Annotated in this window: 13 protein-coding genes; 7 read left to right on the top strand and 6 right to left on the bottom strand. The window is 58.2% G+C overall.

Annotation, left to right across the window (positions count from 1 at the left end):
- The first annotated feature begins 224 nt into the window (after positions 1–224).
- Complete coding sequence (locus ACI0FJ_RS14390) at positions 225–1502, top strand: adenylosuccinate synthase (protein WP_424304589.1); 1278 nt, start codon at positions 225–227, stop codon at positions 1500–1502.
- 4 nt (positions 1503–1506) lie between these two features.
- On the top strand, positions 1507–2406 hold the full coding sequence (locus ACI0FJ_RS14395) for a DNA polymerase III subunit delta' (RefSeq protein WP_424304590.1): 900 nt from the start codon (positions 1507–1509) through the stop codon (positions 2404–2406).
- 395 nt (positions 2407–2801) lie between these two features.
- On the opposite strand, the gene ACI0FJ_RS14400 is transcribed toward ACI0FJ_RS14395, so the two are convergent.
- Entirely contained in the window at positions 2802–4451 is a 1650-nt protein-coding gene (locus ACI0FJ_RS14400) for a diguanylate cyclase domain-containing protein (protein ID WP_424304591.1), read from the bottom strand.
- A 150-nt stretch (positions 4452–4601) separates the two neighbouring features.
- Between ACI0FJ_RS14400 and ACI0FJ_RS14405 the strand changes: the two genes are divergently transcribed.
- Genes ACI0FJ_RS14405 through ACI0FJ_RS14425 form a run of 5 tightly spaced genes read left to right on the top strand, consistent with a single transcriptional unit; the run spans position 4602 to position 8109 of the window.
- Positions 4602–4937, top strand: coding sequence for an ArsR/SmtB family transcription factor (locus tag ACI0FJ_RS14405; RefSeq protein WP_424304592.1), 336 nt, complete (start codon positions 4602–4604; stop codon positions 4935–4937).
- A 45-nt stretch (positions 4938–4982) separates the two neighbouring features.
- Positions 4983–6074 (top strand): permease, encoded by a 1092-nt coding sequence (locus ACI0FJ_RS14410; protein WP_424304593.1) that lies wholly within the window; start codon positions 4983–4985, stop codon positions 6072–6074.
- 17 nt (positions 6075–6091) lie between these two features.
- Positions 6092–6322: a thioredoxin family protein gene (locus ACI0FJ_RS14415; protein WP_424304594.1), complete on the top strand. Its 231-nt coding sequence runs from the start codon at positions 6092–6094 to the stop codon at positions 6320–6322.
- Between the two features lie 25 nt (positions 6323–6347).
- Positions 6348–6722, top strand: a complete 375-nt coding sequence (locus ACI0FJ_RS14420) for a putative zinc-binding protein (RefSeq protein ID WP_424304595.1) — start codon at positions 6348–6350, stop codon at positions 6720–6722.
- Between the two features lie 28 nt (positions 6723–6750).
- Positions 6751–8109 carry a radical SAM/SPASM family putative metalloenzyme maturase gene (locus tag ACI0FJ_RS14425; RefSeq protein ID WP_424304596.1) on the top strand — a complete coding sequence of 453 codons (1359 nt, stop codon included), beginning with the start codon at positions 6751–6753 and terminating at the stop codon, positions 8107–8109.
- Between the two features lie 27 nt (positions 8110–8136).
- Here ACI0FJ_RS14425 and ACI0FJ_RS14430 read toward each other — a convergent pair whose 3' ends face one another.
- The 5 genes from ACI0FJ_RS14430 to ACI0FJ_RS14450 all read right to left on the bottom strand — a co-directional run bounded on the left by ACI0FJ_RS14430 (position 8137) and on the right by ACI0FJ_RS14450 (position 14366).
- Positions 8137–8688, bottom strand: coding sequence for a hypothetical protein (locus ACI0FJ_RS14430; RefSeq protein WP_424304597.1), 552 nt, complete (start codon positions 8686–8688; stop codon positions 8137–8139).
- A 72-nt stretch (positions 8689–8760) separates the two neighbouring features.
- Positions 8761–10134: a sigma-54-dependent transcriptional regulator gene (locus tag ACI0FJ_RS14435; RefSeq protein WP_424304598.1), complete on the bottom strand. Its 1374-nt coding sequence runs from the start codon at positions 10132–10134 to the stop codon at positions 8761–8763.
- Between the two features lie 12 nt (positions 10135–10146).
- Entirely contained in the window at positions 10147–11613 is a 1467-nt protein-coding gene (locus tag ACI0FJ_RS14440; RefSeq protein ID WP_424304599.1) for a sensor histidine kinase, read from the bottom strand.
- A gap of 4 nt (positions 11614–11617) precedes the next feature.
- A complete protein-coding gene (locus ACI0FJ_RS14445; protein WP_424304600.1) occupies positions 11618–12961 on the bottom strand; it encodes a glucose-6-phosphate isomerase in 1344 nt (447 codons plus the stop codon).
- 232 nt (positions 12962–13193) lie between these two features.
- Positions 13194–14366 (bottom strand): pyridoxal phosphate-dependent aminotransferase, encoded by a 1173-nt coding sequence (locus tag ACI0FJ_RS14450; protein ID WP_424304601.1) that lies wholly within the window; start codon positions 14364–14366, stop codon positions 13194–13196.
- Between the last annotated feature and the right edge of the window lie 2 nt (positions 14367–14368).

Below are 14368 nucleotides of genomic sequence, written 5' to 3' on the forward strand. Positions count from 1 at the left end.
TTGCAGGACAATGAGTATGCAAATAACTGCAAGTCTTGGTATATGGGGACTTTTTGGTATTTTTATCATGAATTATTTATTGTTTGCGAGATTTGCATGCTACAGTATCGTTGACAAGTACGCCAGCTTGCTTTTATCGCCTATAGCTTGCGACCAGCGTGAAAAAATGTGCGGCCCAAATTGTGGGTCTGCTTTTCGAATGTCTGTGTAAGGAGATCAAACTCATGGCCAACACTGTAATCATCGGTGCCCAATGGGGCGACGAAGGCAAAGGAAAGCTCGTCGACCTGCTGACCGAGCGCGCCGATGGTATTGTCCGGTTTCAGGGTGGCAACAACGCCGGCCACACCTTGGTGGTTGAAGGTAAGAAAGTTGTTCTGCACCTCATCCCTTCCGGCGTGCTCCACCAGGGCAAAACTTGCATGATCGGCAACGGCGTGGTTCTCGACCCCGAGGTGTTCTGCAAGGAAATCGACACCCTGGGCGAACAGGGTGTGCCCGTAGGCCCGGACCGTCTCATGGTCAGCCTGCGTACGCACATCATCATGCCCTACCACAAGATCTTGGATGCGGCTCGCGAGAGCTCCAAGATCAAGGGCAACAAAATCGGAACCACGGGAAGGGGCATCGGCCCCTGCTACGAGGACAAGATGTCCCGTATCGGCATCCGGGCGGGAGACTTCCTGGATGAAGATCTGCTGCGCCGCAAGATAGAAGCCGCCCTGCCGGAAAAGAACGCTTTGTTCGCCATGTACGGCGCCGAACAGCTCGACGTCGATCAGGTCTTTGAGCAGATTATTCCCTTTGCCCGCCGTGTCGTGGACTACATCGACGACGTGCCCGCCAAAATCCAGGGGCTGCAGGCCGAAGGCAAATCCGTGCTTTTTGAAGGTGCGCAGGGTACCCATCTGGATATCGACCACGGCACCTATCCTTTTGTCACCTCTTCCTCCACGGTTTCGGGCAACGCTGCCGCCGGTTCGGGTTGCGGCCCTGCCACCATCGAGGAAGTCGTCGCCGTGGTCAAGGCCTACACCACCCGCGTGGGCGAAGGCCCGTTCCCCTCGGAACTGGAAGACGCCGTAGGCGACCATCTGGGCGAAAAGGGCGCCGAGTTCGGTGCAACCACAGGGCGCAAGCGCCGCTGCGGCTGGCTGGACCTGGTCGTCATGCGTGAATCCGTGCGCCTGAACTCCCCCACCGGCATTGCCATGACCAAGCTGGACGTGCTGGGCGGGTTGGAAGAACTGAAAATCTGCGTGGGCTACGACTACAAGGGCCAGCGCATTGAATATCCGCCCCAGGACCAGCATGGTCTGGCCGAGGTGGCCCCCATTTATGAATCCTTGCCCGGCTGGAACGAGGACATCAGCGACATCACGTCGTTCGACGCCCTGCCCGCCAATGCCCGCGCCTACATCGCACGGGTGGAGGAAGTTCTGGACGTGCCTGTGAGCATCGTCTCCGTGGGTCCCGGCCGGGAACAGACCATCATCCGTTAGGCGTATGGCTGATTCCGGATTTCCCGATACCGGCCCGTTTGCGCGGGTTCGCGGATACCTGGACCGTCTTCGGACGGTTCCTCCCCGATCGCTGCTGCTGGAAGGCGGCAGTAGCCGGGAGAGGTTCGAGGCTGCACTGCACTGGGCCAGGCTGCTCAACTGCACGGGTGAAAACAAACCGTGTATGGCCTGCGCCCCGTGTGTGCAGATCGGTTCGGACGCGTTCCGGGATCTGTTCGTGCTGGACGGACGGGAAGGCACCATAAAGATAGATGATGTGCGGGAAATCCGCCGCGTCATGGGCGAGCCGCCGCGCGGCAGCGGCAGCCGTGTCATCGTGCTGGCCGAGGCCCAGGAACTCACCATCGAGGCCGCCAACTCCCTGCTCAAGAATATGGAAGAGCCGCTTCCCGGCAACGTCTTTGTGCTGACCGCGCCGCAGCGGGAACGGCTGCTGCCTACACTCGTTTCGCGCAGCTTTGTGCTGACCCTGCCCTGGCCCGAGTCTGGACATCAGGACACCGCGGACACCGGGAAAAGCGGGGCCGATGGTGACGAAGAAGCCGATCTGGCGGCCTGGAGCCGCGAATTCTACAATTTTTGCCGCACCGGGCGCGGCTGGCTTTCCATCAGCTCGGCCCGCGGCATGGTCACCAAACCCCGGGCCGAACGCTTCCTGACCCGATTGCAGGGCGACCTCACCGCCGCACTTTCCGGAAAAGCGGAAAACGATCCAAATCCTGCCCGCGACCTGCTGGATCAATTAGGCCCCTCCGCCATCCTCCGCCTGGACGCGGCCCTGAACAGCGCACAGGAAGCCGTGGCTTATCGCGCTAATCCTGCCCTGGCTCTCGACTGGCTGGGTGTCACCATCAATGGGTGGCTGGGGATAAAGGCGCGATAACTGCGTTGCTGCGGTCTATCCAAGCCGCTCGTGTACAAGAAGAGTACACGTCGCGTTTGCCTACGCCTTGCGCCTTGTTCTCGCACCTTTCTCCCCAGCCACCGAAATACGGTGGTAAAGGCGCGATAACTGCGTTGCCGCGGTCTATCCAAGCGCTCGTGTACAAGAAGAGTACACGTCGCGTTTGTCTCTCCCTTGCGCCTTGTTCTCGCCCCTTTCTCCCCAGCCACTGAAATGCGGATGGTAAAGGCACGATAACTGCGTTGCCGCGGTCTATTCTAGCCGCTCGTGTGTACTGAGATAGGTATAACCTGACTGTCGCCGGACCTTGGCGGCCTCCCCCCCCTATAAATCAGCATTCGCCAGCTCAACATTCGTTAGCTCAACATACGTGGTCAACATTCGTCCGGCAGACAGACCATATTCTTCTTTTTCTTTTTTGCGGCATACATGGTGCTGTCCGCAAGGTGGAGCAGGCCTTCCCGGTCTTGGGCATGGTCCGGGTAGAGCACTGCGCCTATGCTTGCCCCAATGTGCACGGTGCCCTGGGAAAGCGTGATGGGGCCGTCTATGCTGTGGCGTATCTTTTCGCCCACGTTGCGTACGGCTTCCTGTCCTTGTATAAGGGGGAGCACTGCCGCGAATTCGTCGCCGCCCAGCCGGGCCATGGTATCGGCCTTGCGTACGTTTTGCTGGAACCGCCGGGCCACCTCCTGCAGCAGTTCGTCCCCTGCCTGATGTCCCAAGGTGTCGTTCACAGACTTGAACCCATCCAGATCGATATACAAGAGACCGAATTTGCTTTCGCTGCGGTTGGCGGTGTGCATTGCCATATCCAGGCGGTCGAAGAACAGGGTGCGGTTGGGCAGGCCAGTCAGGCTGTCGTATTGGGCCATGTTCAGCAGTTTTTCCCTGTTGAGCCGCCGTTTGACGATGTACAGGGATATGAAAAAGGTGCTCAGGCCGGACAGTAGGAGCAAGCCAGCGGCGGCGAGGAAGAGCAGGAGATCGTGCCTTCTTATGAGCTGGTTCAGTATGTTGGGAGGAATATGGCTGACCAGAATCCAGGCATACCTGCCGTCGTCCTTTTTGAAGACGGACTGATGCTCGGTAGCAGGCGTTTCCAGCGCTTTCAGTATTTGTTCTATTTCTTTTAGGGGAAAAACAGTGGAATAGGAGAACAACCCGTTGTCCGTAATGAGCTGGCCGGATGATGTTTTCCGGATCTGTTTCCACTCGGCTGGAAATTTTTTGGCAAACGAGTCATTTTTCCGGTCCTTGAAAATGAACCCCCATTTTTTAGCGGCGTCCGGGTGCACCAGCCAGTATCCGTCGTTGTTGACCATGAGGTGGTCGCCGATGGTGCCGATTCCGGCTTGGGCGACGCGGTCCAGCAGTTTTTGCGCCAGGTAGTTGATGACGACGATGCCGCTGGGCTTGCCCTTGCTGTTGAACACGGGAGAGGCATAGCGCAGCATGGGCTTAAGCGGTCTCTCGATGCGGCCGTTTTCCACGTTCAAATCCAGGGGCGAAAGGTAGATTCTCCCTTTGGGAAGTCCGATGGTGTCCTTGAAATAGTATCTCGTGGTCTTTTTCTGCAGGTCGGCTGGCTCTACCACAACAGGGTGGCGGGCATTGCTGTTTACCCTCACCAGCTCCATGCCGTCCCGCCCGAGAAGGCGAATCTGGTCGTAGATGGACCTGGATTGGGCCAATGCCAGATATTCATACTGAATGTCCTTGATGGCGGACTGCCGTTCTTCCGGTGTTTCAGCTCGGGAAAGATCGAGCAGTTCGTTCTGCTTGGTCAGAAACAAAAGATCACTGACAGCAACATCGAATGCCGAAGAAATAATGGTGTGCTGGTGGGTGAGGACATCCTCCTCCAGCACCTTGTAGATTTGGATGGTGTGGTTGCGCTCCCATGTGTAGGCAAGGTGAAAGAGCCCTGCCAGAATGAGGGCGCTTGTCAGGAACAGCGGCAGGAACAGCCGCATGGTCGGCAGAAAGGTTGCTTCCGATATATTGGGTTTGCTGGGGATCATGCGTGGCCTTGTTTTGGCTGCGCAGAGGGAGAAAGTCAACGGCCGTAGTGCATCCAATTTCATGGAGAATCGGGGGGGAGATAAGAATTTTGGACGTCACGGTTGGATATTGGGGTTGACGTGATTGAACGCTTGGCGTAAACGCCAAGTATGAAGATTGAAGACAAAATGCCAACGGCTGTGTTTGACCAGCCCAAATCCCTGGAACATTACGAGTCCCGGGCGAAAATAATGAAAGCCTTGGCCCATCCGTCCCGGCTGATGATGGTGGACGCGCTTTCGTATGGCGAGAAGTGCGTGTGCGAACTGACGGAGCTTGTGGGTCACGATATCTCCACCGTGTCCAAGCATTTGAATCTTCTCAAGAAGGCCGGAGTGGTTGTGGATGAAAAACGCGGCAAACAGGTCTTTTATCGTCTCAAGGTGCCGTGCATTCTTAACTTTTTCCATTGTGTGGAATCTGTTGTAGCTGCCAACCGCAAGTAAAATTTTTTGGGTTAATAGTTGGCGAAATAGCCAAGTGAGGATACAATGTCGCTCGAAGAAAACAAACCGTCATGCGCGTGCGGTGCCACCCCCGCCGCAGAAAAAAATACTGCTGAAAAAAATAAGAACAAGGTGCTGCTGGCCATGCTCGGGTCCATCGTGGTCTGGTATGTGGTGTACAAGCAGCTTTTGCCCTTTTCCCAATGGCTCAGTTTTTCGCTGTTTGGCCTTTCCCCGGAAAGCCATCTTGGTTCCGCTGTCCAGTTCTTTGTTTACGATACGCCCAAGGTGTTGATGCTTCTGCTGCTTGTGGTCTTTCTGGTGGGCATTGTCCGTTCCTTTGTAACCGTGGAATGGACGCGCAGGTTCCTTGCCGGAAGGGGCGAGTCCGTGGGCAACGTACTTGCCGCGCTGCTCGGCGTGGTCACGCCGTTCTGTTCCTGCTCCGCAGTACCGCTGTTCATCGGGTTCATGACCGCAGGCATCCCTCTGGGCGTTACCTTCTCCTTTCTCATTTCCGCTCCCATGGTCAACGAGATCGCCCTGGTCATGCTCTATGGGCTGCTGGGCTGGAAAATCGCGGCCCTGTACTTTGCCACGGGCATTGTCATTGCCATTGTGGCGGGTTGGGTTATCGGGCGGCTGAAGCTTGAAAACCACGTGGAAGACTGGGTCCGCAACATCCGCGCGGGCGAAGCCGCGGACCTGCAGCAGGGCATGACCTGGACCGGGCGCGTCCACTATGCCGTGGATTCGGTCAAGGACATCGTGGGCCGTGTCTGGAAGTACGTGGTGCTGGGCATTGCCGTGGGCGCGGGCATTCATGGCTACGTGCCGGAAGGCTATCTGGCCGGCATCATGGGCAGTTCGTCCTGGTGGTCCGTGCCGGTTTCGGTGCTCATCGGCATCCCCATGTACACCAATGCCGCGGGCATCATTCCCATTGTGGATGCGCTGCTGGGCAAGGGGGCGGCGCTGGGCACGGTTCTCGCCTTCATGATGAGTGTTATCGCGCTCTCCTTTCCGGAAATGGTCATTCTCAGAAAGGTGCTCAAGCCCACGCTTATAGCCGTATTCATTGCCGTGGTTGGCTGCGGAATTCTGGCGGTGGGCTATCTTTTCAACGCTATAATATAACAAACGGAGATATTGCCATGAAGATTCAGGTAATGGGGCCGGGATGCGCCAAGTGCGCAGAGGCTGAAAAGAATGTGAAGGCGGCGGTTGCCGAGGCCGGTATTGACGCCGAAGTGGTGAAGGTGACGGATTTTCAGGAAATCGCCTCGTTCGGCGTGTTTTCCACGCCTGCCGTGGCCATTGACGGCGACGTAAAGGTTGTGGGCAAGGCCCCGAGCGTCAAGGAAGTGGTTGGCTGGCTGAAGTAGCCGGAAAGAAGAAAGGGAGTTTTCCATGTCCGAATGTTCCTGTTCCTGCGGTGCCGCGCCCAAGTTTGTCTTTTCCTGCTCCGGTGCCGCCGATGTAGGGGAAATTGCCGACAGGTCCGCACGCGCCTTGTCTGCTGAGGGAAAAATAAAGATGTTCTGTCTGGCCGGAATCGGCGGACGGGTTTCCGGCATTGTAAAGAGCACGGAAGCCGCCTCGCTGGTGGTGGCCGTGGACGGATGTCCGCTCAATTGTGCCCGCAAGACCCTGGAAGAAGCTGGCATAACAGACGTTGTGCACGTTCAGCTGGCCGATCTGGGCTTCAAGAAAGGCGAGTCGCCTGCCACAACAGACCGCATCGATGCCGTCGTTGCCAAGGTCCATGAACTCGTCGGAGAGTAACCCTGGCTCCGCCCCCTGCCGACGTTCAGTGGGCAGGGGCGGAACAGTCAGGGGAAAGACGTCTTCTTTTCGTTCAGACTTTCCATCTGCCTCCATTTCCACCCCTTTTCCCGCCTGCATCCAGGTGGAGGTGACCTCGCACTGCAACATGCGCTGCGCCATGTGCATGAAGCAGGCTGAAGGGGCGGAGATTCGGAAAACCCACCTTCCCTTTGATCTCTTTAAAAAACTTGCCCCGGCCCTGCCCCAATGCAGGGCGCTGGTGCTCAGCGGCATAGGCGAACCCCTGCTGCATCCCCATCTGCCGGAAATGGCGGCCTTTGCCCGGGAGCGCATGGCCGCCGATGCCATGATCGGCTTTCAGACCAATGGGCTGGCCCTGGACGAGGAGCTGGCTGAACGTCTGGTGGAAAGCGGCGTGAACACGGTGTGCATATCCGTGGATACGCTGGACTCCACAAAGGGAACGGGTGAGTTGCACGGCCAGGCCCATTCCGAACGGTTGGCCGCGGCCTTTGCCATGTTGCGTCGAGCTGCGGAAAAAGCGGGGCGGAGAGTGCGCCTGGGCGTGGAGTTCGTGCTCATGGCCGACACCTGGCGGCAGCTCCCCGACGTCATCGATTGGGCTGTGCGCCAACACGCCGCATTCGCCATTGTTTCGCACCTCATGCCCTATCATGCCTCCATGCAGAAGCAGACCCTGTTCAACCCGAACACGCCGGAAGCGACTGCACTCTTCGGGCTTTGGAAGGCCCTGGCAGAGGCCGAGGGCGTGGACATGCAGGATCATTTCCGTCTTATCTGGAAAGTCGACAAAACGCCGAAGCAGCAGCGTCTGATGGACATTGTGCGCTGCATGCAGGAGGACGCCCGCAAAAAGGGGATATGGATTCACCTGGGCCACCTGCTGGAATGGGACCGGAAGGATATGTCCGGGCTGCGGAAAGTCTGTACGGATGTTGCCGCATCGGCCCGTGCCGCCGGGCTGGAGTTGCGTCTGCCTCCGTTGCAGGCTTTGGACGACCGGTATTGCCGCTTTGTGGAGCAGGGGGCCGCGTTTATCACCTCCGAAGGGAATGTCAGCCCTTGCCAGATGCTGTGGCACCAGACGCCCTGCCATATGGACGGCCAGCCCAAACGTGTCCGGCCCTGGCTGTTCGGCAACCTGGGAGATGCCGAACTCTCGGACATCTGGTGTTCGGAAGCTTTTTCCTCATTCCGCGAACAGGTGCTGGGCTACGAATATGCCTATTGTTCGAACTGCACCTACGTGCCGTGCGACGACATCACCGGCCTCTCCTATTCCTTTGAAGCCGACTGCCTGGGAAGCCCCGTACCCTGCGGCCACTGCATGTGGAGCATGGGCGGACTGCAATGTTTGCTGTAAAAATGCGGGAGAAGAAGTGAGGGCGCCCTAGTTTGCAGCGGGCTTCTTGTCGGTCTTGGAGTCGTGTTTGACGGCAATGGGGTAGTTTTCCACATCCACCTTCATACGGACTTTTCTGGTCTGCTGGGGAACGGCCATGGTACCGCGGACGAGTTCCCATGCGGCCGGAGGAAGCACGGGATAGAGCTGGGTATCGCGTCCGACTAGCTTGCTGTTCTGGGTGTCGAAAATTTCCACGGAAAGGACGAGGTTGCTGGCCGTGCCGTTACCGATATTGCCGACCTTGCCGTTGTACCGGAAGTAGCCGTCCGAGTAGAGCCTGCCTGTGATTCCGCTGATGTCGATGCGTGGAACTTCGATGGGCTGGGAGCTGCCGCCACTGGGGGCACTGCGCGCAGAGGTCGCTTTTCCACCCACGCTCGAGGTCTTGGAATGACCTCTCAGGTGTATTTCCAGGGTGTGGTAGTTCTTGTACAACAACGCCATCATCCCCAGCAGAATGAGAACAGAGAGAATGAAGAGTTTCTCTTTGGTTGAAAGCCCCTTGGCATCGCTTTTTCTGGGGTCGACGTCGTGCATAAGTGCGTAATAGCAGGCGTTGGGATATTGATCAATTGATCTGTCTGCATATTCCGGAGTAAAATTGACGGGTTAGTGGCCTGTTATCTTATACTTCTTGAGTTTGTATTGCAGCAGGCTCTTGGAAATCCCCAGCATTTCCGCCGCCTTGACCTGTACGAAGCTGGCCCGGACCAGGGCGCGGCGGACCAGGGCGGCTTCTATTTTTTCCAATGTTTCCGAAAGATTGATGGTGGCGGGCAGCAGGTCCACCGCACTCTTGTACTGGGTTTCCTCGTCGCGAATTTCCGCGGGCAGGTCTTCCACGCCCACCAGATCGCTGTCTGCCAGAACAACGCAGCGTTCCATGACGTTTTCCAGCTGGCGGACGTTGCCCGGCCAGTCGAAGGCGCTGAGAAAATCCATGGCCTCGGGGGTGAAGCCCCTGAATTCCCGCTCGTTTTCCTGTGCATAGGTGTCCAGAAAATGCACGGCCAGCAAGGGGATGTCCTCGCGCCGTTCGCGCAGGGCAGGCAGCTCTATCTGCACCACGTTGAGGCGGTAGAAGAGGTCCTCCCGAAAGCTGCCGTCGGCAATGGCCTTGTTCAGGTCCTTGTTGGTGGCGGCCACTATGCGGATGTCCACTTCTATGGATTCCATGCCGCCCACCCGTTCGAAGGTGCGCTCCTGCAGCACGCGCAGCAGTTTGACCTGCAAATCCTGCGAAAGCTCGCCTATTTCGTCCAGAAACAGGGTACCGCCCTGAGCCAGCTCGAAGCGGCCGCGCTTGCGAGCTACTGCGCCGGTGAACGATCCTTTTTCGTGGCCGAAGAGTTCGCTTTCCAGCACGCCGGTGTTGAAGGCCATGCAGTTGACGGAAACAAACGGTTCGTCCTTGCGTGGCGAGGCATAGTGGATGGCCCGTGCCACCAGTTCCTTGCCCGTGCCGGATTCACCGGTAATGAGCACTGTGGAACGGCTGGGCGCGGAACGCTCCACCATTTCCAGCACGCGGCGGATGGCCCGGCTTTTGCCGATGATCTTGTGCAGGCCGAAACGATCTTCCAGGCTTTCGCGCAGCAGGATGTTCTGGCGCTGGGTACTGGCGAATTTTGCGGCCTTGGTAACGGAAAGAAGCAGTTCCTCGTTGGAGAACGGCTTGGATATATAGTCGAATGCCCCGATCTTCATGGCTTCGACCGCGGCTTCGATGGTGCCGAAGGCGGTCATTATGAGCACCGGAATGTACGGGTAGTTCTTTTTGACGTTTTCCAGCACGTCGCGGCCGGAAAGTTTGGGCATCTTCATGTCGGTAATGACGATGTCCACTTCGGATTCTTCCAGAAAGTGCAGGGCGGTTTCCGGATCGGGCAGGGCGGTAACGGCAAAACCCCGGTCTTCCAGAAGCGCCTGGAGGACCAGCAGATAGTTTTGTTCGTCGTCTATGATGAGAATATGTTCGGCCATGATGTGTCCGGTTTAATTCTTGGGAAAGGTTACGGAGATTCGTGCGCCGCCGGTGGAGGCGTTTTCCAGAACCATCCTGGCCCCGTGCGCCTGGAAGATGTTGTTCACTATGGCCAGGCCCAGGCCGGTGCCCGTATCCTTGGTGGTGAAAAACGGGTCCTTTACCTGGTCCAGCACGTCCGGGTCGAAGCCGGGGCCCGTGTCCTGCACCACCAGGGTAAGACTGTCTCTGCTTTGCGATGCGGTAACCCGCAGGATAGACTCTGCGCCATGCGCGTCTTGCCCTGATTTTTCCGGGCCCGACCTCTCCGCCTCCATGGCCTCCAGCGCGTTGGCCAGCAGGTTGTAAAAAGCGCGGTAGAGCAGGTCCTTGTCGCCGTGGATGTGCAGTTCCTTGGGATAGCGGCGTTGCAGGGTCACGCCTGTCTCGCGGCAGCGAGATTCCAGAAACGTGGTGCCCTGATCCAACACGGAGGCGAGGTTGACGTCGTCCTGGCGCGGCTGCTTGGGCCGGGCATAGTCCAGAAAGTCGTTGACCGTGCGCGAAAGGCGTTTGGATTCGCTGAAAATGGCCTGCAGCAGGGGGGCGCTGGGGTCGTTGTTGCGCGTGGCCTTGCTGAGCAGGTGTTCGGCGCTGGAACGGATGATACCGAGCGGGTTGCGTATTTCGTGCGCCACGCCCGAGACCATGCGGCCCATGCTGGCCAGCTTTTCGCTCTGGTGCAGCTCGCGTTCCAGTTGTTCCTTTTCTCTGGCCCGCTCCTGGGTGACGCGGTCGGCCCTGCGGATGATGAGCACCAGCACGAAAAAGAGCAGCAGGGAGGAGAACAGCGAGGTGATGACGATGAGCCGCTGAAAGTTGATGGCGGTCTGGTAATCCCCCGTGATGTCCTGAGTAAGCTCCACGGCCCAGTAGTTCATGTCGTTTTTCAGAAAGGGCTTTTCCGTGCGCAGTACAAAGACCGTGCGCAGGATGACGCTTTCCGGGGCCAGCTTGTAGGTCAGCAGAGCCTTCCAGATGGGGTCCTTGTTGATGATCTCAAAGGTGCGGGTGCCGTCCTTGAGTGCATCGGATACGGCCTTGTCCGCCATGTGGTCGGCCCCCACCTCTTCTTTTTCCAGAGAATAGGAGACGGTTTCGTCAAAGCCGTACACGCGCAGGTTCAGCACATGAAAGCTGTGGATGGTGGCCCGGATGACGTTGTCGATCTGGGCGTATTGTTCCTTGCTGCGCAGGTCGAAATCGCCGATGCCCAGCAGGGTGGGCAGGGTGAAACGGCGAAATATCTGGTGGTTGAGGTTTTCCGCCAACAGCCGAGCGTACTCCTTCTGTTTTTCCAGAAGGGTACGCTGGGCATATTCGGCGACAAACATGGACAGGGCCAGGTTGAAGCCCAGAATCAGTATGAGAAAGCTCCATGATATGAGCTTTATAAGCTGGAAGGGACTTTCAGTGGCTGTGTCCCTGTAGTCGTGCAACGCGTCAGATCTCCTGGATTGTACGCTCCCCTTCCAGAAATGCCTTGAGATCGGCTTTTTCCTCGGCATAGCCCTCGGCTTCAAGCCGGGCGTTGGCAAGCCGTTTGCCCAATTCCACGGCAGGTTGGTCCAGGGGATTGATGTCCAGGAGCCATCCAGTGAGGAGCGTTGTAAGTTCAAGCAACATAATCAATTTGCCCGCGTCGTACAATCCGGCAGTGGGGGCGTCCAGAGCCACCAGGGGCACCCCGGTTTTTGTAAGCGCCATGCGGGTCCCCAAGGCCTCGGCCTGGAGCAGTTCGCCGAACTGTCTGCCTTTGAGAAAGGCAAACTTGTCGGGCAGCGTGTCGGGGAAGGCCATGCCCTTGTCCAGCCCGGTGCAGGTCAGGAACAGGCAGGCCTTGTTGCGCGGCCCGTCCAGATACATCTGGTTGACGGAATGCTGGTCGGTAACGCCCACGCTGGGCAGCGGCATGCTGCCCTTGCCTTCCTTGCCCAGGCTTTCGGCCCACAATTGGGCAAACCAGTTGCCGAAGGTGGCCCACATGGGGATGTAGGAGAAAAAGATCAGCTCGGTGTAGCCGCTTTCCATAAGCGCCCGGTTCCAGACCGCCAGTTTCCAGGCGGGGTGGTCGTTGAGGCTCTTTTCCGTAAGCTTGGCCGCGCACAGTTCCTTGGCCGCGTCGTGCGCGCCCAGGGCGATGCGCCGGTAGTCCAGCCCCAGAAAAACGGCAGGCACCAGGCCCACGGCGGAAAGTACGGAATAACGTCCGCCCAGATTGTCGGGCACGGGCAGGCTCTGCATGCCCAGTTCCTCGACCTCGCTGCGCAGTTCGCCGTTTTCGGCGTCGGTTACGGCCAGGATGTTGTCCTTCCAGTCCTCACCCAGTGCCCGGCGCAGCCATTCCTTGGCCAAAATGTACTGGCTGGCGGTTTCAATGGTGCCGCCCGACTTGCTGATGACCACGACAACGGTCTTTTCCGGGGGCAGGGTGTCGAAGTAGCCCTGCAGGGCGGCGGGGTCCACGTTGTCGTTGACCCACAGCCAGGGGCCTTTGTGACCGGGGCGGTCCTGTTGGGGGAAAAATGCTTTTTGCAGGGCGCGGGCGCCCAGGGCCGAGCCGCCAATGCCCAGCAGGAGCATGTGCTCGAAATTGGAGAGGTACTCCTTCATGTCGTCCAGCTGGCGCAGCAGGAGGTCCATGTAGGGCAGGTTCACGAACGGAAGTTCACCGTCCGCGATGCTGTCGGCCAGGCGGCCCGCAAAGGTGCGTGCCTTGGCCTGGTAGTTCTGGCAGTTCAGGTCGTTGAAATCGGCGTTGGTCCAATCAATGGAAAAAGTGGTCATTCGCGTACTCCTCCGGCTGGATGCCGTATCTGAATGTCCCTCCGAAATCCGGTGGAGGCAGGGAGCTTCGTGTCAATCGGCACGGCGGCGAAATACCGCCGCGCCGATGTGCAAAGCATATGATACAGCTATCGTATGACTTTTCAATGAATTCCACGCAATAGAAAAACAAAAATTGCGCCTTATTTCATTCACTGAAAAAAGTAGCATATTCCGGACTGGTACCGAAGATCTACCCGGCGAGCACATCTCCCATTTTCAACAATGCCTGTTCCAGCGTGGCATCGTCAAGGGCGTAGGAAAGCCTGACGCACCGGTCTTCGCCAAAGGCGACGCCGGGAACCACGGCCACCTTTGCCTGTTCCAGAATCTTTTCGCTCATGGCCGAGGAGTTGGGGGTGTCTGCCGTGAAGCAGGCGGAAACGTCGGGGAACAGATAGAATGCGCCATCGGGTTTGGGGCAGGTTACACCCTTCCAGGTGGCGATGATGTCCATGGCCAGGTCGCGGCGGCGGGCAAAGGCCTTGCGCATCCGCGCGACTTCGTCCCACGGGCCGGTCAGTGCGGCCACGGCCGCCTTCTGCACCACGGAACAGATGTTGGAGGTGGACTGGCTCTGGATTTTGGTCATGGCCTTGATGAGGTCCGGATGGGCCAGGACGAATCCCATGCGCCAGCCGGTCATGGCAAAGCTTTTGGACAGCGCGCCGACAATGGCGACGCACTCGGGGTGGCGCTGCCAGAACGGAGACAGTGAAGCGGGCTTGAAAGGTTCGTAGACCAGTTGGTCGTACACCTCGTCCGAAATGATGAAGACATCATTGGCCTTGGCCCACTCGGCAATGGCGTCCAGCTGTTCTGCGCTGTATACGCCGCCCGTCGGGTTGCTGGGCGAGTTGAGCACCAGAACCCTGGTTTTGGACGTACGTGCCTTTTCCAGGTTTTCCACGGTAGCCAGGTAGTTATCCTTGGCCTCGGTGGGCACGAACACGCTGACGGCTCCGGCCAGGGCGGCCATGTCCGGATAGCTTACCCAATAGGGGGAGGGAATAAGGACTTCATCCCCCGGATCGAGCAGGCTCAAAAATATGTTGTACAGGGCGTGTTTTCCGCCGCAGGTGGCCATGGTGGCTTCCTTGGGGGCGTCAACGCCGTAGAATTGTTTGTAATAACCGGCAATGGCCTGCCGAACCTCGGGGGTTCCGGCCACTGGCGTGTACCTGGTAAATCCCTGGTCCATGGCCTCTTTGGCCGCGGTTCTTACGTGTTCGGGGGTTTCGAAATCCGGTTCCCCTACGGCAAGACTTACAATGTCCACGCCTTGGGCGCGAAGTTCCTGTGTCTTGGCATTGAGGGCCAGGGTTGCAGAAGGCTGGATCTTACTCAGCAGACTGGCGATACGCATGG

The organism is Desulfovibrio sp. 7SRBS1 (assembly GCF_049723905.1).
GTDB lineage: Bacteria > Desulfobacterota > Desulfovibrionia > Desulfovibrionales > Desulfovibrionaceae.